This is a genomic window from Streptomyces sp. NPDC127108 (genome assembly GCF_042677545.1).
Classification (GTDB): Bacteria; Actinomycetota; Actinomycetes; order Streptomycetales; family Streptomycetaceae; genus Streptomyces.
The window spans coordinates 89,194-107,005 of record NZ_JBHXTE010000012.1 but is presented as its reverse complement, the minus strand read 5'-3'; the positions used below and the strand labels follow the sequence as shown (position 1 = coordinate 107,005).

Below are 17,812 nucleotides of genomic sequence, written 5' to 3'. Positions count from 1 at the left end.
ACATCGAATCGAGGTACCTCGGATCGAGGCATCGGGTCGAGGCATCGGGATACCGGAAGGTGAGGGGTGTGGGCATGGAGTACACCGAGGAATGGGTGACCGCGCGGGCACGGGACGCCTACGCGCACGGCCGGGCCACCTTCGGCATCCGGCCCGAGCGCACCGCGCTGCTGGTCATCGACATGCAGGACGAGTTCGTACGGCCCGGCTGGAGCCCCTACTGGGTGCCCGCCGCGACCCGCATGGCATCCCGCCTGCACGGCCTCGTCGAGGCGTGCCGGGCCGCCGCCGTCCCCGTCATCTGGACGATCTTCGACGACACCCACCTCGGCCTCGACCGGCCGCGCGCCCTCGCCGCCCTGCCGCACGGCGACACCGGCTGGCGCCGCCCCGGCCCCGCCGAGGTCTGGGCCCCGCTGGGCCGCCGCCCCGACGAACCCGTCATCCGCAAGCCGTCCTACGGCGCGTTCTACGACACCCCGCTCGACACGATGCTCCGCAACCTCGGCCGTGACACCGTCGTCGTCACCGGCACCCTCACCAACTACTGCTGCGGCACCACCGCCCGCCAGGCCTACGAACGCGGCTACCACGTCGTCTTCGGCGCCGACGTCACCGCCACCGACGACGAGTCCCGGCAGGAACCGGAACTCGCCGTCCTGCGCAAGGGGTTCGCGCTCGTCCTGACGGCCGAGGAGATCGCGGACCGTCTCGCCGACGGGGCTGGCGGGGCCGGTGGTGGCGCCGGGGCTGTCGGTGCCGTCGCCGACTCGGGAACGCCCGCCTAGGAGAGGCGGGTCAGCCAGTCCCGTACCGCCGCGTTGAACTCCTCCGGCCGTTCCAGGTTCGGCAGATGCGCCGCCCGCTCGATCACGCACAGCCGCGCGTCGGGCAGCGCCGCGTGCATCGCCTCCGCGTCCGCGACCGGCGTGTACGTGTCGTCCCGGCCCACGACCACCAGGGCCGGGACGGTCACGCGCGGAAGCACCGGCCGGTAGTCGGGGCGCTCGGCGCGGGCGCGCAGGGCCGCCGCCGCGCCCTCCGGCGGCGCCGCCAGCATCATGCGCAGCACGTGCGCGGCGGCCTCCTCGTTGTACGCCGCCGCCATCTTGTGCAGCACCTCCTCCGCGTACCCCTTCATGCCCTCGGCCAGAAGGCGTTCCGCCGTCTCGCGGCGGAACGCCTTCCCGGCCTCCGAGTCCGTCGCCGGGGACGTGTCGGCGAGCAGCACCCCCGCCATCCGCTCCGGGAAGCGGTCGTACGCGTCCATCACGATCTGCCCGCCCATCGACACCCCGCCAAGGGCGCAGCGCGCCACGCCCAGGTGGTCCAGGAGGGCAAGGAGGTCCCGGGCGAAGTCGCCGAAGTCGGTGACGGGCGCGTTGGCCTCGCCCTCCGGGGCGGCGGAGGCGCCGTAGCCGCGCAGGTCGAAGGTGATCACGCGGTGCGTGCCGGAGAGGGCGCTGACCTGAGGGTCCCAGAGGGAGCGGTCGAAGGGGTGGCCGTGGACCAGGACCAGGGGGACGCCCTGGCCCGGGTCGTCGCCGGGGCCGCTCTGGCCGCCGTGGTCGTCGTAGGAGAGGCGGATTCCGTTGCTGAGCAGGGTCGTTGGCATGGGGCCAGGCTAAGTCCACTCCTGGCCGGGCGGCGGGCCCCGTCCTCAGCGGGCGAAGAGGTCCCGCAGGGCCGCCGTGACCTCCTTCGGGGCCTCCTCCGCCATGAAGTGGCCGCACGACACCGTCCGGTGTGTGAGGTCCGGGGCCCACGCGCGCCACAGCTCCGCCGCGTCGAAGCCGAGCGCCGCGCCCCAGTCCTGCTGGAGGACCGTGACCGGCATCCGCAGCGCGTTGCCCGCGACGCGGTCCGCCGTGTCGTGCTCGACGTCCGCGAACGCCGACGCGCGGTAGTCCGCGACGATCGACGGGACCGCCTCGCGGCACGCCCGCAGGTACGCGGCCCGCACGTCCGGCGGCACCGCGCCCGGCGAGGCCGACCACACGTCCAGGAAGTGGCCGAAGAACCCGTCCGGGTCCGCCGAGATCATCCGCTCCGGGAGGCCCGGCGGCTGCGCCATCAAGTACAGGTGGAAGCCGATCGCCGCGGACGTGCCGCGCATGACGTCCCACATGTCCAGCGTCGGCAGCACGTCGAGGGACGCCAGGTGCGTGACCGCGCCCGGGTGGTCCAGGCCCGCGCGGATCGCCACCAGCGCGCCCCGGTCGTGCCCCGCGAGGGCGAACCGCTCGTGCCCGAGGGCCCGCGCCAGCGCGACCACGTCCGCCGCCATCGTCCGCTTGGCGTACGTCCGGCCGTCCGCCGCCTCCGCCGGTTTGTCGCTCGCGCCGTAGCCCCGCAGGTCCGGGCAGATCACGTGGTGGTCCGCCGCCAGGTCCGCGGCCACGTGGCGCCACATGAGGTGGGTCTGGGGGAAGCCGTGCAGGAGCACCACCGGGGTGCCGTCGGGGTCGCCGCCCACGGCGACGTTCAGGTGGACGCCGTCGTCGCCCACCGGGATCCGGTCGTAGGCGAAGCCCTGGATACGGGGCTCGGCCGTCTTGGTCGTCTTGGCTGTCCTTGCCGTCTCGGATGTCATGGGTCCAGCCTGCGCGGCCCGGATCAGCAACCGATCAGCAGCGGGTCCGTGCAGGTGACGGGCGGTACGTTGAGGGGGTGCCGCAGGAGGAGAGTGCCGGGCCGGGGGCCGGTGACGTGACGTTCCAGGTCCTCGGGGCCCTTGCCGTCCGGGACGCGGACGGGCGCTCCCTCGACTTGAAGGGACCCCGGCACCGGGCCGTACTCGCCCGGCTCCTCATCGCCCGGCGGCGGACCGTCCCGGTGGACTGGATGGTCGACGACTTCTGGGAGGACCCGCCGCCTCGGGCCGTCGGGGCGATCCGGACGTTCGTCGGCGACCTGAGGAAGGTGCTCGAGCCGGGACGGGCCCGGCGGGCGCCCGCGCGCCTGCTGGTGACGTCCGGGCCCGGGTACGCGCTGCTCGCGGCGGGCGGGGCGGTGGATGCCTGGCGGTTCGAGGGGGCTGTGGGGGAGGCGGGTCGGCTCCTCTCCGGCGGAGGCGCGGCTTCTGGCGGGGGTGCCCGGGTGGCCTTGGGGGTGCTCGATGACGCGCTTTCGGGCTGGCGGGGGCCCGCGTACGCGGAGTGGGCCACCGCGGAGTGGGCTCGGGGGGAGGCCGCTCGGCTGGAGGGATTGCGGTTGCTCGCCGTGGAACGCCGGGCTTCCGCCGCGCTTGCCCTTGGGCGGGCGGCGGAGGCGGTGCTCGACCTGGAGGTGCATGTCGAGGGGCATCCGTGGCGGGAGGAGGCATGGGAGCTGCTGGCTGTCGCCCTCTACCGGGCGGGGCGGCAAGGGGACGCCCTCGGGGTTCTTCGGCGGGCCCGGGAGCGGTTGGTGGGGGAGCTGGGGGTGGAACCCGGGGCCGGGTTGCGGAGGCTGGAGGTGGAGATTCTGGCTCAGCGGGGTGGGGGTGTTCTCGGGGCGGGGACTGTCGTAACACCGTGCGCACCCTCGGCGTCAGCCGCGGCTCCGGCACCGTTGTCCATGCCGCCAGCCCGGTTCGACGGTGCCCCTGCCGGGCGGGGGAGCCAGCTCGTCGGGCGTGAGGCGGAGTTGGCCGATCTGGAGGCTTCCGCTCGTGGCGTCGTGCGGGAAGGACGGCTCGCCCTCGCCCTGATCTCCGGGGACGCCGGGGCAGGGAAGACCGCTCTGGTGCGGGAGTTGGCGGGGCGGCTCAAGGGGGAAGGGTGGGCCACCGCTTGGGGGCGGGCCTCGGAGCAGGGTGGGGTTCCCGCCGGGTGGCCCTGGGTCGAGGTGCTGGGGGAGCTGGGGGTTTCGGAGGCGGACGCCGGGGGCCAGGGCGCTGGTGGGGACCGGTTCTGGTGGTACCGGCGGGTCGGGGAGCTGATCTCGGGGGTCGCCGACCGGGGGCACCCTCTGCTGCTCGTACTCGACGACCTGCACTGGGCCGACAGCGGCACGCTGGAACTGCTCGCCTCGCTGGTGGAGCGGCCGATGGCACGGGCCGTGCTGCTCGTGGGAACGTACCGGGACGGTGAAGTCTCCGACGGCGTACGGGAGTTGCTGGGCCGGGTGGCCCGCGCCGAGCCCACGCGGGTGCGGGTCGGCGCGCTGGCCGAGACCGCCGTGGGCGACCTCGCGCGGGCCGTCTCACCCCGCCCTCTCGACGCCGCCACCGTCCGCACCGTGCACCGCCGCAGCGGCGGCAACCCCTTCTTCGTACGGGAGATCGTCCGCCTGTACGCCACCGAAGGGGCCGCCGCGCTCTCCCAAGTCCCGGAGGGCGTACGGGACATCGTCCGGCGCAGACTCGGCACGCTGCCGACCGGGGCGCGCGAGGTGCTGCTGCGCGCGGCGCTGGTCGGGCCGACCGTGGACCTGGACGTCCTGAGCGAACTCATCGGGGACGAGGACGCCGTGCTTGAGGGGGTCGAGGCCGGGGTGGCGGCGGGGTTCCTGGTCGGGGGAGCGGGTGGGTTCCTCGGCGGGGGAGCGGCTGGGTCCCTTGGCGAGGGAGAGCTGGGCGGACAGAGGGAGGGAGAGCTGGGCGGACGAGGGGAGGAGGCGGGCGAGCGGGTCGAGTTCGCGCACGCGCTGGTCCGGGAGACCCTGTACCGGGACCTGTCCGCGCCCCGCCGCGCCCGGCTGCACACCGCCGTCGCGGAGCTCCTCGAACGCCTGCGGCCCGACTCCGTCGAAGCCATCGCCCACCACTACCTCAGCGCCGGTACGGGCGCGGTCGCCGCCCGCGCCGCCGACTTCGCCGCACGGGCGGCCCGCCGCGCCGAGGCGGCCTTCGCCCCGCACGAGGCGGTACGGCTGTGGCGGGCGGCGCTGGACGCGTACGACCGGGGTGGGGCTGGTGGGGATCTGGCCGGAGGGCGGGAGCGGTCGGCCGGGCGGACTGGGGGGCCGGAGCGGTCGGCCGGGCGGGCCGGGGGTCGGGAGCGGCTCGGGATCGTCATGGGGCTGGTGCGGAACCTCGCCGTCACCGGCGCGCTCGCCGACGCCCGCCGGTACCGCTCCGACGCCCTCGCCGCCGCCGAGGCGACCGGCGACCCCGAGCTGACCGCCCGCGTCATCGGCGCCTTCGACGTACCGGGCATCTGGGCCCGCAACGACGACGAAGCCCTCTCCCGCCGCATCGTCGCCGCCGCCCTGCGCACCCTCGACGCCCTCCCGGACGACGGGACCACGGGCCGCCGCGCCACCCGGAGCCGACTGCTCAGCACCGTCGGGATGGAGACGCGGGGAGCCCGCACGGAGCGCGGCGCGGAGGCGGCGCGGGAGGCGGAGAGGCTGGCGCGGGCGGTGGGGGAGGTCGGGACGGGCGGGGTGGCCGGGGTGGCCCCAGGCGGCGCCGCCGACTCCGCCGCACTCCTCGCCTTCGCCCTCAACGCCCGCTACCTGCACACCTTCCACCGCCCCGGACTCGCGCCCGAACGCGCCCGCATCGGCGAGGAGTTGACCGCCCTCGCCGCCCACCACGGGCTCGTCGCCTTCGAGGTCCTCGGCCATCTGATGCTGCTCCAGGCTCACTCCGCGCTCGCCGACCTCGACCGCGCCGACGGCCACGCCGCCGCCGTCGACCGGCTCGCCGAACGGCACGGGCTGCCGCTGGCCAGGGTGTTCACCGAGTGGTACGCGGCGCTGCGTGCCGCCGTCGCCGGACGGGTGCCGGAGGCGGAGGCGGGGTGCCGGGCGGCCGCGGCGCGGATGCGGGGCGGGGGGATGAGCGGGATGGAGAGGGAGGGGGAGGGGGGAACGGGCGACGGTGAGGGGCTGTTGGAGCTGGCGTTGCTGTGCTTGCGGGTGCAGAGCGGGGGCGCAGACGCCGACGCCGACGTGGTCGCGGACGCGGACCGAGGCGTGGATCCGGACGCAGGCGTGGTCGCGGACGGAGGCGCGGAGGTGGACGCAGACGCGGCCGCAGACGTCGCCGCAGCCGCAGCCGCAGCCGCAGGCACCGGCACCACCCACCCCCGCCCCCTCCCCCACGACCAACTCCTCGAAGCCCGCCTCTGTCTCCGCGCTCGCGCCGCCCTCCGCTCCGGAGCTGCCGAACCGGGCGCCCTCGAAGGGCTCTATCGCGAACTGCTACCCGCCTGCGGCGAGTTGGCCGGGGCCGGGAGCGGTGTGCTCACCCTGGAGCCCGTGGCCCTCTACGTCGGGGATCTCGCCGCCGCCCTCGGGTGGCCGGACGCCGCCGCCCGGCACCACCGGCAGGCGCGCGTCGTCGCCGAGCGCGCCGGGGCGCCCCACTGGGTCGCCGCCGCCGATGCGAGGATGCGCCGGTGACCGATGAGACGAGCACGGCCGCGACGGCCGCCACAGACACGGCGTACATACGATTCGAGTCCCCCGTCCAGCACGAACGCGGGGTCAACCCGGGCGTGTTCTTCCTGGTGAACACCCTCGCCCGGGAAGGGAAGCTCACCCCCGAGCAGCGCGGTTTCTGGCGCGCCAACAACGACTGGTACGACGCCGCGTACACCACGCCCTCCGCCGCCTACGACCGCGAGGCGAACCCCGGCGCCGTCGCCTGGTTCAAGACGACCGCCACCCACCTCATCGAGCGCGTCCCCGGTTACCTGGACATCCTCGCCGCCCACGGCGTCCCCTGCCGCACGGTCCGCTCGGCCGACCCCGGCCGCATCGTGTACGAGGACGACGTGCAGGTCGTCGTCGTACCGCACGAGGACGCGTAGCCCTCGCGGGCCGGAAACCAGAACGCCCCCCTCCGCGCACACGCGCGAAGGGGGGACGCTCCTGCCACTGATCGCCTTCTGGGGGAGTCGGCCGATCAGAAGTACCGGAAGGGCAGAAGTACCGGGAAGGGCAGAAGTACCGGGAGGGGCAGAAGTACCGGGCGGGTCAGAAGTTGTAGGGCTTCGCCGGGTTCCAGTTCGTGACGTCGGCCGTGGACCACGTGAACTTCGACGGCACGCCCTTCGCGTCGAAGGCCTCCTGGCCGACGCCGGGGCCGGTGTCGCCGGTGTGGTCCTGCATGGCGATGCTGAGGTCGGTGGAGGTGTGGGTCCGCGCGCCGTCGGTGAACAGGTTCACGGCCGCGTAGACCTTGCCACCGGGCTTGACCGTGAGGGCCTTGCCGCCGCCGGGGTTGTCCTTGGTGGAGTGCGGCAGCACGTTCACGGTGTCGCCGAGCATCACCGACGGGAACGACGTGACGTAACACGGCTTGGAGTCCGCGTTCGTGGCGGTGATCAGCAGGTGCTCGCCGCGCTGCTTCGCGAAGCGGTGCGTCACGGAGTACGACATCTCCTGGCCGTCGCACGCCCGCATCCCGGCGGAGGCCTTCGACCCGGAGGCCGACCCGGATGCCTTCGACCCGGAGCCCTTGCTCGCGCTGACCGTCGCGCCCTCCGCCGAGGCCGATCCGTCGCCCGGACCCTTGGCCGCGTCGACGGTCGCGCCGGACGCCTTCTCCGCCTTCTCCGTCTTGCCTGCCTTGTCCGCCTTCTCCGAGACGACGGCGCCCCCGTTCTTGCCGCCGCCCTTCGCGTCGTCGCCGCCGTCCGAGCTGCCGCAGGCGGTCAGCGTGGCCAGGGCGAGCGCGGCGGTGGTGGCGGCGAGTGCGGCGGTGCGGATACGAGACGTGCGCATGGTGGTGCTCCCCCTGGGGTGGTGCGGTCCTGGCGGTCGTTCCCGCCGTTGACACCAGACTGGGCCCACCCGCTGTCGTCCCGCTCACGCGCCGCTGCCGTCCCGCTCACGTCGGGGCGGGGGCGCCCGCGGGGCCCCCGGCCGGCCGAGGGGCCCCGGCGGTCAGTCCGACTCCGCGCCCGCCGCCAGCCTCCGCGCCGCCGCCTCGTGCCGCTCCCGGAAGCCGTCCTGCGCCGACACCCGGAGCAGCGCCTCCAGGGCCCGCACCGCGCCCTCGTCGAAGCCGCTCGCCTCCGCGTCGCGCGCCGCCGCGTCCAGACGGCGGATGCCCTCCGCCTCGTCGCCGAGGCCGAGCAGCGCCTCGCCCGCGGTCGTGACGAGGAGGACCCGGCCCGCGCTCGGGCCCTCGTCGGGGGGCGTGAGGGCCAGCGCCGCGTTCGCCGTGTCCAGGGCGGACCGCCAGTCCCGCGCGGCCAGCCGGTGACGGGCCAGGTGGTGCAGGGCGAGGCGTTCGGTGTTGCCGTCACCGGCCGCGCGCGCCAGTTCCGCCGCCCGTACGCAGCCGTGCGCGGCCTCGTCCGTGCCGCCGAGGGCCGCCTGCGCGAGGGACAGGTTGACCAGCGCCGTCGCCTCCCCGCACGGGTCGCCCGCCCGCGCCGCGAGCCGCGGTGCCTCCTCCAGGAAGGCGAGCGCCTCGGCCGTGCGGCCCTCCTCCGTCATGACCCAGCCGAGCAGCGCGAGGACCCGCGCCTGCGCGTACGGGTCGGCGGCGGCGCGGGCCGCGTCGAGCGCCGTCTCCAGGAGCGGCGTCCAGCCGTCCCGCACCCGCCACACCACGAGCGGCCACAGCGCGAGCACGATCCGCCAGGTCCGGTCGTGCAGCCCGGCCGCGTCCGCCGCGGCCGCGGCAAGCGCCAGGTCCTCGCGCTCGGCCGCGTACCAGTCCATGGCGGCGGCCCGGTCCGCGAACTCCCTCACCGCGCGCGGCTCCCGGAAGCCGTCCGGGAGCGTGAAGCACGGCTCGTCGCCGGGCTCTGCCGCCCGGGCCGCCGCGAGCGCCGTGGCGACACAGTGGTCCAGTACGCGCGGCAGCGCCTCGGGGTCCGCGTCCAGGCCCCTGGCGTACAGCCGCACCAGGTCGTGCAGGGCCCAGCGGTCAGGCCCTGTCGGGGTCAGCAGGTGCGCGGCGGCCATCCGCTCCAGGGCGGCCTCGGCGGTGTCCGGGTCGGTGCCCGCGAGGGCCGCCGCCGCGTACCGGTCGACGTGGGTGCCCGGATGGCGGCCGAGCTGCGCGAAGTGGTGCCCGACGGCCTCCGGGAGCTGCCGCAGAGTGAGCCGCAGCGCCGCCCGCACACCGGTGTCCTCCACGTCCAGGAGCACCGAGCGCCGCGACTCGTCCGACAGTTCTGCGGCCATCGCGGCCAGCGTCCCCTGCGGCCGGTCCGCGAGCCGCGCGGCCACCACCCGCAGCGCCAGCGGCAGCCCGCCGCACAGCTCCGCGAGGCGGCGCGCGGCCACCGGCTCGGCGAGCACCCGCTCCTGGCCGAGCACCCCGGCGAGCAGCGCCGTGCCGTCCTCCGGCCCGAGCACGTCCACGGGCAGCGGCCGGGCCGCGTCACTGGCGATCAGACCGCGCAGCCGGTGCCTGCTCGTGACGACGGTGACACACCGGGCACCACCCGGCAGCAGCGGTCTGACCTGCTCGGACTCTCGTACGTTGTCGAGTACGACGAGGAGTTGACGCTCGGCCGCGAGGGCGCGGAACAGCGCGGCCGCGCCGTTCGCCGACTCCGGTATCCGACGCGGCGGCACGCCGAGGGCCAGCAGGAACTCCCGCAGTACGTCGAGGACGGACGGCTCGCCCGTGTCGGCGAAGCCCCGCAGGTCGGCGTAGAGACGGCCGTCGGGGAAGGCCGCGCGGTTGCGGTGCGCCCACTGCACCACGACCGCGGTCTTGCCGACGCCCGCGGGGCCCGTGACCAGGCACACCGGGGCCTCGCCCGCGGCCGCGCGGGACAGGGACGTGAACTCGGCGGCGCGCCCGTGGAAGCCGCGGGGGGCTCGGGGGAGGAGGTCTATGGGGGTGAGGGTGGGGGGTGCGGGGGGTGCCGGGGACGCTGGAGGTGGCTGGGGTTGTGGGTGTTGCTGTGGGTGGAGGTGAGGGTGTTGCTGGGGCTGGGGCTGGAGGTGCGGGTGCGGGGGTGTCGGTGGGGCGGCGGCGCGAGGTGCCGTGGCCCGGGTTCCCGCCGGGGGAGCGGCTGACGTAGGCCGTGCCGGGGAACCCGGGCGGGCCCCCGGAGGCGTCGGCTCCTCGCACTCGCCCCGCAGCGCGAGCGCGTACGCGTCCGCGAGCTCCGGGCCCGGGTCCAGACCCAGCTCGTCCGCGAGCAGCCGCCGGGTGCGGTGGAACCAGTCCAGCGCCTCCGAGCGGCGGCCGGCCCGGCGCAGCGCCGTGACCAGCGCCGCCGACAGGGACTCCCGCAGCGGGTGGGCGGTCGCCTCGGCGCGCAGCAGGGCGGCGGCGCGCGCGTGCTCGCCCACCTGCCCGTACCCGGCGGCGAGCTGCTCCACCGACGCGAGCCGGGTCTCCTCCAGGGCCTGCGCCGCCGCCTGGAGGGCCGGGCTCGGGTGCACCCCGGTCAGCGCCGGGCCCTGCCACAGCGCGAGCGCCTCCTCGTACATCGTCACCGCGTCGGCCACCGCGCGCTGCCCGCGGGCCAGCGTCACCAGCTCCTCGAAGCGGTGGGCGTCGATCAGGGTCTCCGGCATCCGCAACAGGTACGCCGTGCCCTGCGTGACCAGCTCCACGCCGTACATCTCCGCGTCGGCCGCGACCAGCAGGGTGCGCAGCCGCGACACATGGCCCTGGATGACACCGCGGGCGCGGGCGGGCGGCTCCTCGTCCCACAGGGCCTCGGTCAGCCGCTGCACGGAGACGGGGTAGTTGGGGCGCAGGAGCAGGGTCGCGAGCAGACTGCGGCGCTTCGCCGGACCCAGCGGCGACTCACCGGCCTCGGTGGCGATGGACACCGCTCCGAGCAGCCGGAACTCCACTGGTGCGACCTCTTCTGACGGAAAGGTCCCAGGATAACCGGGGGGTGGGGAGGCGCTGGGGAGACGGCGAGGAGGGGACGGAGGGTGCTGCCGGTGGTGGCGGGACGGGCCGGGAGGGCCCGCGTCGGCCCCGGTGCGGGGAGTTGTGTGATTCCTGTCAGGGCGTTCCCGGGACGGTCGTGGACCGCGGAGGTCCACTTATGCTCGGGCGCATGTGCGCTTTTGTCCTGGTCGCGGAGGACGACGAGAAACAGGCCGACCTCATCCGCCGCTATCTGGAGCGCGAGGGTCACACGGTCGGCGTCGTCCACGACGGCCGGGCCGCGCTCGAACAGGTCCGGCGGCACGCGCCCGACCTGCTCATCCTCGACGTGATGATGCCGGAGGTCGACGGGCTCGGCGTGACCCGCGTGCTGCGCGCGGGGCCCCGGCCCGGGGAGCACCCGGGGCCCGGCGCGGCCCCCGGCGCCAGCACGCTGCCCATCCTGATGCTCACCGCCCGCTCCACCGAGGACGACCTGCTGCTCGGCCTCGACCTGGGCGCCGACGACTACCTCACCAAGCCCTACAGCCCCCGCGAGCTGATGGCCCGCGTCCGCACCCTGCTGCGGCGCGCCGGGGGCACCGCGCATCTGCCGCCGCCCGACCCGGACGCCCGGGTGCTGCGGGCCGGGGGCCTCGTCGTGGACGAGCGGCGGCACGAGGTGACCGTGGACGAGCGCCGGGTCGAGTGCACGCCCGGCGAGTTCGAGCTGCTCGCCGCGATGGCCGCCGAACCGGAGCGGGTGTTCACGCGGCCGCAGCTCCTGGACCGGATCCACGGCTCGTCGGGGTACATATCCGCGCGGACCGTCGACGTCCACGTACTGAACCTGCGCAAGAAGATCGAGGCGAACCCGCGGTCGCCGCAGCGGCTGGTGACGGTGTTCGGCGTCGGGTACAAACTCGTGGCGCACTACGGGGCGGCCGCCGGTGGGGCGATGGGCGAGGGGCACACGGGGTCTGCCGCCGAGAGGCACAACGGGGCGGCGGCCCGTCATGAGGCGTAAGCGAAGCACTGGCTCCGGCTCCGGCTCCGGTACGGACTCCGGCACAGGATCCGGCACCGACTCCGGGACCCGGACCGGCACCGACCCAGGCCCCGGCACCACCGGCACCGCCCGCACCCGCGTCCCCGTACGCAAGAGCCTGCTGACCCGGCTGCTCGCCGTCTCCGTCCTCGTCTCCGTCATGTCGATCGCCGCCACCGCCTGGCTCGCCGCGCAGACCACCTCCGGCGCGATCCGGCAGGAGCAGGGGCAGGTGCTCGCCGACGACGCCCGCATCTACGACAAGCTCCTCGGCCTCGCGGCGACCCGACCCAACTGGCGCGACGCCGACCGCACGGTCCGCGAGCTCGCCGCCGACACCGGCCGCCGCATCGCGCTCACCACCGAGAACCGCAAGGTCATCGCCGACTCCGCCGGGCCCGGCGGCGAACGCGGGGCGCGGCTCCCGGCGCGCGCCTCCGCCGTCGTGGACCCGCTCGCCGTCGACTCGACGCTGGCGGCGGGGCGGAAGGAGGAGGTGTCGGGTTCGGGCGGCGCCGCCGCCACGCCCGACCCCGACCCCGCGCCCGTCCCCGGCGAGGCGCCGAAGCAGGGGCCGCGGGTGCCGGAGGCCGAGGGCGATGTCGGCGGCGATGGCGACGTCGGCGGCGACATCGGCGGTGGCGACGGAGCCGGGGGCGGGACCGGTGGCGGGCTCGGCACCGGCACGGGCATCGGCACCGGGACCGGCACCGGCGCCGTCGACCGCATCGACCCGCGTGCCGTCGGCCCCTTCCGGCTGCCCGCCGGTGAGCGCCGCATGCTGCGGGGGATCGTCGAGAAGAACGTGGCCTGCCTGCGGGACCAGGGCATCGACGCCAAGCTCGTCGTCGGCCCGAGCGGGCGCCCGTACGTCCAGCGGCCCGAGGACGCCGACAGCCGCGCCGCGGACTACAGCTGCGGCCCCCTGGACCTGATCAACATCACCGCGACCGAACGCAAGGCACTCGGCAAGGTCAACAAGCTCGCATGGGCCTGTATGCGCCGCAAGGGTTCCGAGCCGGTGAAGTTCGGCCTGACCATCGGCCGCGGCGGCGTACCGCGCCTCTACCCGGCGAGCATCCCGCAGGTCGCCCCCGAGCCGACGCCGTCCACCCCCGGCGGCGCGCCGCCCCCGCCCACGGACGCGCCCGCGGAGGCCGAGCGCCGCGCCGCGGACGCCGCGCGCAAGGCCAAGTCCGGGCTGTCCGCGCTCAGTGAGGCCGAGCAGGCCGAGGAGGCGCTCGCCGCCAACTGCGTCGACAGCGCACGCCGCGAACAGCTCGGGCCGTACGTGTCGTCGCCCGCGCTCCTGTTCATCACCAGCCCGGACGGCTCCCGCCCCTCCGACAGCGGCTTCCAGCTGTCCGGCGCCAACACCACCCGCCTGGTCGGGCTCGCCGCCGCGATCCTCGCCGTCACCGTGGCCGCCACGGCGTTCGCCGCGACCCGTCTCACGCGGCCGCTGCGCGCCCTCACCACGGCGACGCAGCGCATGAAGACCGGCGAGGCCACCGAGCCCGTGCCCGCCCGCTCGGCCGGGGAGATCAGCCAGCTCGCCGCCGCGTTCAACGACATGGCCGCGCACCGCAAGGCCCTCGAAGAACAGCGCAAGGCGATGGTCAGCGACGTCGCGCACGAGCTGCGGACACCGCTGTCCAACATCCGCGGCTGGCTGGAGGCCGCGGAGGACGGCGTCGTCGCGACCGACCCGGAACTCGTCACCTCGCTCCTGGAGGAGGCCCTGCTCCTCCAGCACATCGTCAACGACCTCCAGGACCTCGCCGCCGCCGACGCGGGCACCCTCCGCCTGCACCGCGAGCCCGTCCGCGCCGTGGAACTCGCCGACCAGGTCGTGGCCGCCCACCAGGCCCGCGCCGACGCGGCCGGCGTCCGCCTCACCGCCCGCGCCACCGGCGACCCCTGGCTCACCGCCGACCCCCTCCGCCTCCGCCAGGCCATCGGCAACCTCGTCTCCAACGCGATCCGCCACACACCGGCGGGCGGAGAGGTGACGGTGCTCTGCCGGAACGCGGGCGAGGGCGCGGACGCGGGCGTCCTGATCGAGGTCTCCGACACCGGCACCGGCATCGCCCCCGGCGACCTCCCCCACGTCTTCGACCGCTTCTGGCGAGCCGACAAGTCCCGCACCCGGGCGACCGGCGGCAGCGGCCTCGGCCTCGCCATCGTCCGCAACCTCGTGCAGGCGCACGGGGGGACGGTGGAGGCGGAGAGCGAACGCGGCAAGGGCTCCGTGTTCACGGTGAGACTGCCGGTGACGTGAATGTGCGTTTGCCTCGCTCGGGCGACACCACCCCAGCCGCCCGGCAGATATCCAGCCGGTCCGGCAGATTTCCAGCCCGTCCGGCGTTTGAGGACGAGCGCGGAGCGCGATCCGGCGGAGGCTGTCTCACCCGAAGGGGACGACCAGCCAATCCCAGCCCGTCCGGCGCTTGAGGACGAGGCCGCAGGCCGACCGACGGCGCCCCCGTCCCACAGCAACGGGACACCCGCTCAAGGCCAGAGGCCAGCTTGGGCGGACCCGGCCGCGGCGGCGACACTCCCCCGAGCCACGCGCTTAGCGCACGCACCGGCGGGGCCAGGTCCGATGTAGTGATCCCATCAGGCCCCGCCAACAGATCGCTAACATGTGCCCAACGGCCGTTCGGAAGGGGCGACCGGCCGGACCGGACGGATGCCCGGACCGGCGGTAACGGGGAGTTGGGCGAGCATGGCGAACGAGCTGCGGTTCGGGCTCCTCGGCGTACCCGCCGTGTACGACGCCGAAGGCGAACCGCACCCCGTACGCAGCCCCAAGGCCCGCGCCCTGCTCACCGCGCTGCTCCTCGAACCCGACCGCGTGGTCTCAGCCGACGCGCTGAAGGAGGCGCTGTGGGCCGAAGGACCGCCCGCGTCCGCGCACGCCTCCCTGCAGAACCACGTGACCCGCCTGCGCCGCCTCCTGGACGACCCCGACCGGCTGCGGGCGGTACCGCCCGGCTACCGCCTCCGCGTCGACGACGGCGAACTCGACGTACGCCTCTTCGAACGCCGCTTCGCCCAGGCCCGCGCCGCGCACGCCGACCGCGACTGGGCCGCCGTCGAGGACGCCGCCGGCGCGGCCCTCGCGCTGTGGCGCGGCACGCCGCTGTCCGGCCTGCCGACGGCCTCCGCGGGCCACGCCCTCGTACAACGTCTGGAAGAGTCCCGCCTGCTGCTCCTGGAGTGCCGGTACGACGCGCTCCTCGAAGCCGCCGCCACCGCGCCCGGCCGCCGTCTCGCCGAACTCGCCTACCGCACCCCGGAACTGGCCTCCCTCGTCGCCGAGCACCCGCTCCGCGAGACCTTCCACCGCCAGCTGATGCTCCTGTTGCACCGCACCGGCCGCCAGGCGGAGGCCCTCGCCGTCCACCGCGCGCTCCGCCGCCGCCTGGTCGACGAGCTGGGCGTGGAACCGGGGGAGGCGGTGCGGGAGGCGCACGGGGAGATCCTCCGGGGGGACGCGGTCGGGTCCACCCCGGAGGAGGACCCGCACCCCCAGAAACCCGAACCACCCCGACAGGACCCCGAACCGCCTCAGTCGCCCCCACGCCCCCCGACGAAGACGCAACCCTCGAAACAACCCCCGAAGCAATCCCCGGCACAACCTGCGAAGCAACCCCCGAAACAACCCCCAGGCCGCCCACCCCGAGCCCTCCTGGCCGGTGGCCGCCAGACCGCCTCCGCACCCACCCGCCTGCCCCGCCCCGCCCAACTCCCGCCCAAACCACCCCACTTCACCGGCCGCACCGCCCAGGCCCGGCGGCTTCGGGAACTGCTCACGGCAGGACGTGAGGAGCACGAGCCGCACAGCGCACTCGACGGGCGCGAGGGCCGCCCCCGGGTGGCCGTACTCGCCGGAATGGCGGGCGTGGGCAAGAGCGCTCTGGCCGTCCACACCGCGCACGAGCTGCGCGCGGCCTTCCCCGACGGCCAGCTCTACCTCAACCTGCACGGCGCCACCCCGGGCATGGCCCCGCTCGCCCCCGGCCAGGCGCTCGCCGCGCTCCTGCGGGACCTCGGCACCGAGGCGCGGCACGCGCCCGAAGACCCCGACGCGGCGGCCGCGTTGCTGCGTTCCCTGCTGGCGCCGACCCGGACACTGCTTGTCCTGGACGACGCCGCGAGCGCGGCGCAGGTGCGGCCGCTGCTGCCCGGCGGGCCCGGCTGCGCCGTCATCGTGACGAGCCGTTCGCAGCTCACGGCGCTCGACGGCGCGTCCCGTTTCCCGCTGCGGCCGCTGTCCGACGCGGACAGCGCCGCGCTGCTCCGGGCGGCCTCCGGCAGGCAGGGCCTTGACGCCACCCATCCGTTGGTGGCGCTCGCGGGCCGCCTGCCGCTGGCCCTGCGCATCGTGGCGGCCCGCCTCGCCGCCCGCAGCGCGCTCACGCCCGACGCGCTCGCGGGCCTGCTCGCCGACTGCGGGGACCGGCTGCACCACCTGGAGCACGACGACTTGAGCGTACGGCGTTCCCTGGACGTCGCCCTCGACTCACTGCGTACGTCCGAGCGCGAGAGCGACCGCGACGCGGCCCGCGCCCTGTGCGCCGTCGGTGCCCTCGACCTGCCGGAGTACGGCGCCCCGCTGCTCGCCCGGCTGCTCGACCTGCCCCGCCGCCGCGCCCAGTCGGCCCTGGACCGCCTGGTCGACGTGGCCCTGCTCGACGAGACCGCGTACGGCCGCTACGCACCCCACGACCTGGTCCGCGACTTCGCCCGCGAACACGCGTCCCCGGCCCCGGAGTCCGCCGACCGCACGGCCCTCGACTGGTACGCGGCCAGCGCCAGGAACGCCCTCCTGGCGATCATGCCGGACGGCCAGGACAAGAGGGACCGTCTGGGAGCCCCCGAGCGACCCCACCCCACCCCGCCCGGGTCCGACGCCCGCACCCTCGACCACGCCGAGGCGGCCCCCGAAGCCGAGACCCCGGACGGCGCCGAAAGCCACGGCCGTGCCGCGAGCCCCGGCCACCCCGACGACTGCGCCCGCGCCGAAGCAACTCCCCACACCCTCACCTTCCCCACCCCCGACCAGGCCTTCGCCTGGGCCGATCAGGAGTTGGGGAACGTCGTCACGCTCGCCGAGCGGCACGTCGACGACGGCACCGGACTTGTGCCCCGGCTCGTCCGGTACCTCTTTCCGTATCTGCAACGGCGGGGCAGGCTCACCGAGTTGGAGCGGCTGTGTGCGCTCGCCGTGGCCGCCGCCCGGCGGCACGGTGAGCCGGGGGCCAGTGCGCAGGCGCTGTCCGACCTCGCGGGGCACCGGTTCATGGCGGGCCGCGCGGGTGAGGCGCTCGCGCTCAACGACGAGGCGCTCGACCTGTGGCGGGCCCTCGGCGACACCTCCGCCGTCCGCCGTGCCCTGAACCACCGGGGCCTCCTCCTCGAAGGCCTCGGCCGGCACGCCGAGTCCGCCGCCGCCCTGCGCCAGGCCCTCGACCTGGCCCGGGGGCTCGACGACCCGCTCAGCGAGGCCATCACGTACAGCCATCTCGGCAATCTCTACGAGCACACCGACGCCCGCGCCGCCATCACCCACCACGAGCGCAGCCTCGCCATCGGCGAACGCATCGGCCACCTCGTCGTGCGCCAGTCTGCCCACTGCAACATCGGCTACGCCCGCCTCACCCTCGGCGAACCCGCCGCCGCCCGCGGCCACTTCGAGGAGGCGCTGCGGCTGCACGGCGAGTACCAGGACTGGCACGGCGAGTCCCAGTCCCGGCTCGGCCTGGTCCGCGCCCTGCGCGAACTCGCCCGCGCGGGCGACGCGGCACGCGAGTGCGCGCTGCTCCTGGACCGCGCCGAGCACCGCGGCGACACGCACATGGCCGGGCTCGCCCGGCACCAGTACGGGCTGCTGCTGCGCGCCGAGGGGCGCACGCGGGAGGCGTACGCGCAGTGGGAGGCGGCCCTCGCGGCCCTCGAATCCCTGGACGGCGTCAACGCCAAGGTGGTCGCGGAGCTCAAGGAACGGCTGGCGTGACCCTGCG

Annotated in this window: 10 protein-coding genes; 6 read left to right on the top strand and 4 right to left on the bottom strand. The window is 75.6% G+C overall.

Annotated elements, in window-relative coordinates:
* Nucleotides 1-74 precede the first annotated feature (74 nt).
* Nucleotides 75-788, top strand: a complete 714-nt coding sequence (locus ACFVHO_RS12640) for a cysteine hydrolase family protein (protein WP_385712855.1) — start codon at nucleotides 75-77, stop codon at nucleotides 786-788.
* On the opposite strand, the gene ACFVHO_RS12635 is transcribed toward ACFVHO_RS12640, so the two are convergent.
* Together ACFVHO_RS12635 and ACFVHO_RS12630 are read right to left on the bottom strand one after the other, a co-directional pair.
* Nucleotides 785-1,615: an alpha/beta fold hydrolase gene (locus ACFVHO_RS12635; protein ID WP_385712854.1), complete on the bottom strand. Its 831-nt coding sequence runs from the start codon at nucleotides 1,613-1,615 to the stop codon at nucleotides 785-787. The genes ACFVHO_RS12640 and ACFVHO_RS12635 overlap by 4 nt on opposite strands.
* Nucleotides 1,616-1,660: 45 nt before the next feature.
* Nucleotides 1,661-2,593: an alpha/beta fold hydrolase gene (locus ACFVHO_RS12630; RefSeq protein WP_385712852.1), complete on the bottom strand. Its 933-nt coding sequence runs from the start codon at nucleotides 2,591-2,593 to the stop codon at nucleotides 1,661-1,663.
* 77 nt (nucleotides 2,594-2,670) lie between these two features.
* On the opposite strand from ACFVHO_RS12630, the gene ACFVHO_RS12625 reads away from it, so the two are divergent.
* On the top strand, nucleotides 2,671-6,333 hold the full coding sequence (locus tag ACFVHO_RS12625) for a BTAD domain-containing putative transcriptional regulator (protein WP_385712850.1): 3,663 nt from the start codon (nucleotides 2,671-2,673) through the stop codon (nucleotides 6,331-6,333).
* Nucleotides 6,330-6,743 (top strand): hypothetical protein, encoded by a 414-nt coding sequence (locus ACFVHO_RS12620; protein WP_385712848.1) that lies wholly within the window; start codon nucleotides 6,330-6,332, stop codon nucleotides 6,741-6,743. Before ACFVHO_RS12625 ends, ACFVHO_RS12620 begins: the two co-directional genes overlap by 4 nt.
* Before the next feature lie 166 nt (nucleotides 6,744-6,909).
* Here the strand turns inward: ACFVHO_RS12620 and ACFVHO_RS12615 are convergent, their stop codons facing one another.
* Both ACFVHO_RS12615 and ACFVHO_RS12610 read right to left on the bottom strand, forming a co-directional pair.
* Nucleotides 6,910-7,659 (bottom strand): DUF4232 domain-containing protein, encoded by a 750-nt coding sequence (locus ACFVHO_RS12615; RefSeq protein ID WP_385712847.1) that lies wholly within the window; start codon nucleotides 7,657-7,659, stop codon nucleotides 6,910-6,912.
* Nucleotides 7,660-7,821: 162 nt separating this feature from the next.
* Nucleotides 7,822-10,713 carry a BTAD domain-containing putative transcriptional regulator gene (locus tag ACFVHO_RS12610; RefSeq protein ID WP_385712846.1) on the bottom strand — a complete coding sequence of 964 codons (2,892 nt, stop codon included), beginning with the start codon at nucleotides 10,711-10,713 and terminating at the stop codon, nucleotides 7,822-7,824.
* A 212-nt stretch (nucleotides 10,714-10,925) separates the two neighbouring features.
* Here ACFVHO_RS12610 and ACFVHO_RS12605 point away from each other — a divergent pair, with 212 nt between their 5' ends.
* From ACFVHO_RS12605 to ACFVHO_RS12595, 3 genes are all read left to right on the top strand, one after another.
* The gene (locus ACFVHO_RS12605) at nucleotides 10,926-11,762 is read left to right on the top strand and encodes a response regulator transcription factor (RefSeq protein ID WP_385712844.1); all 837 of its coding nucleotides are present in this window, start codon (nucleotides 10,926-10,928) and stop codon (nucleotides 11,760-11,762) included.
* On the top strand, nucleotides 11,752-14,064 hold the full coding sequence (locus tag ACFVHO_RS12600; protein WP_385712842.1) for a sensor histidine kinase: 2,313 nt from the start codon (nucleotides 11,752-11,754) through the stop codon (nucleotides 14,062-14,064). Before ACFVHO_RS12605 ends, ACFVHO_RS12600 begins: the two co-directional genes overlap by 11 nt.
* Before the next feature lie 447 nt (nucleotides 14,065-14,511).
* Nucleotides 14,512-17,805, top strand: a complete 3,294-nt coding sequence (locus ACFVHO_RS12595) for a BTAD domain-containing putative transcriptional regulator (protein WP_385712840.1) — start codon at nucleotides 14,512-14,514, stop codon at nucleotides 17,803-17,805.
* The last annotated feature ends 7 nt before the right edge of the window (nucleotides 17,806-17,812 follow it).

Bases quoted from the DNA above. Each gene is read 5' to 3' on its own strand.
- ACFVHO_RS12640 (WP_385712855.1), top strand. From the start codon at position 75: ATGGAGTACACCGAGGAATGGGTGACCGCGCGGGCACGGGACGCCTAC.
- ACFVHO_RS12635 (WP_385712854.1), bottom strand. From the start codon at position 1,615: ATGCCAACGACCCTGCTCAGCAACGGAATCCGCCTCTCCTACGACGAC.
- ACFVHO_RS12630 (WP_385712852.1), bottom strand. From the start codon at position 2,593: ATGACATCCGAGACGGCAAGGACAGCCAAGACGACCAAGACGGCCGAG.
- ACFVHO_RS12615 (WP_385712847.1), bottom strand. From the start codon at position 7,659: ATGCGCACGTCTCGTATCCGCACCGCCGCACTCGCCGCCACCACCGCC.
- ACFVHO_RS12605 (WP_385712844.1), top strand. From the start codon at position 10,926: ATGTGCGCTTTTGTCCTGGTCGCGGAGGACGACGAGAAACAGGCCGAC.
- ACFVHO_RS12600 (WP_385712842.1), top strand. From the start codon at position 11,752: ATGAGGCGTAAGCGAAGCACTGGCTCCGGCTCCGGCTCCGGTACGGAC.
- ACFVHO_RS12595 (WP_385712840.1), top strand. From the start codon at position 14,512: ATGGCGAACGAGCTGCGGTTCGGGCTCCTCGGCGTACCCGCCGTGTAC.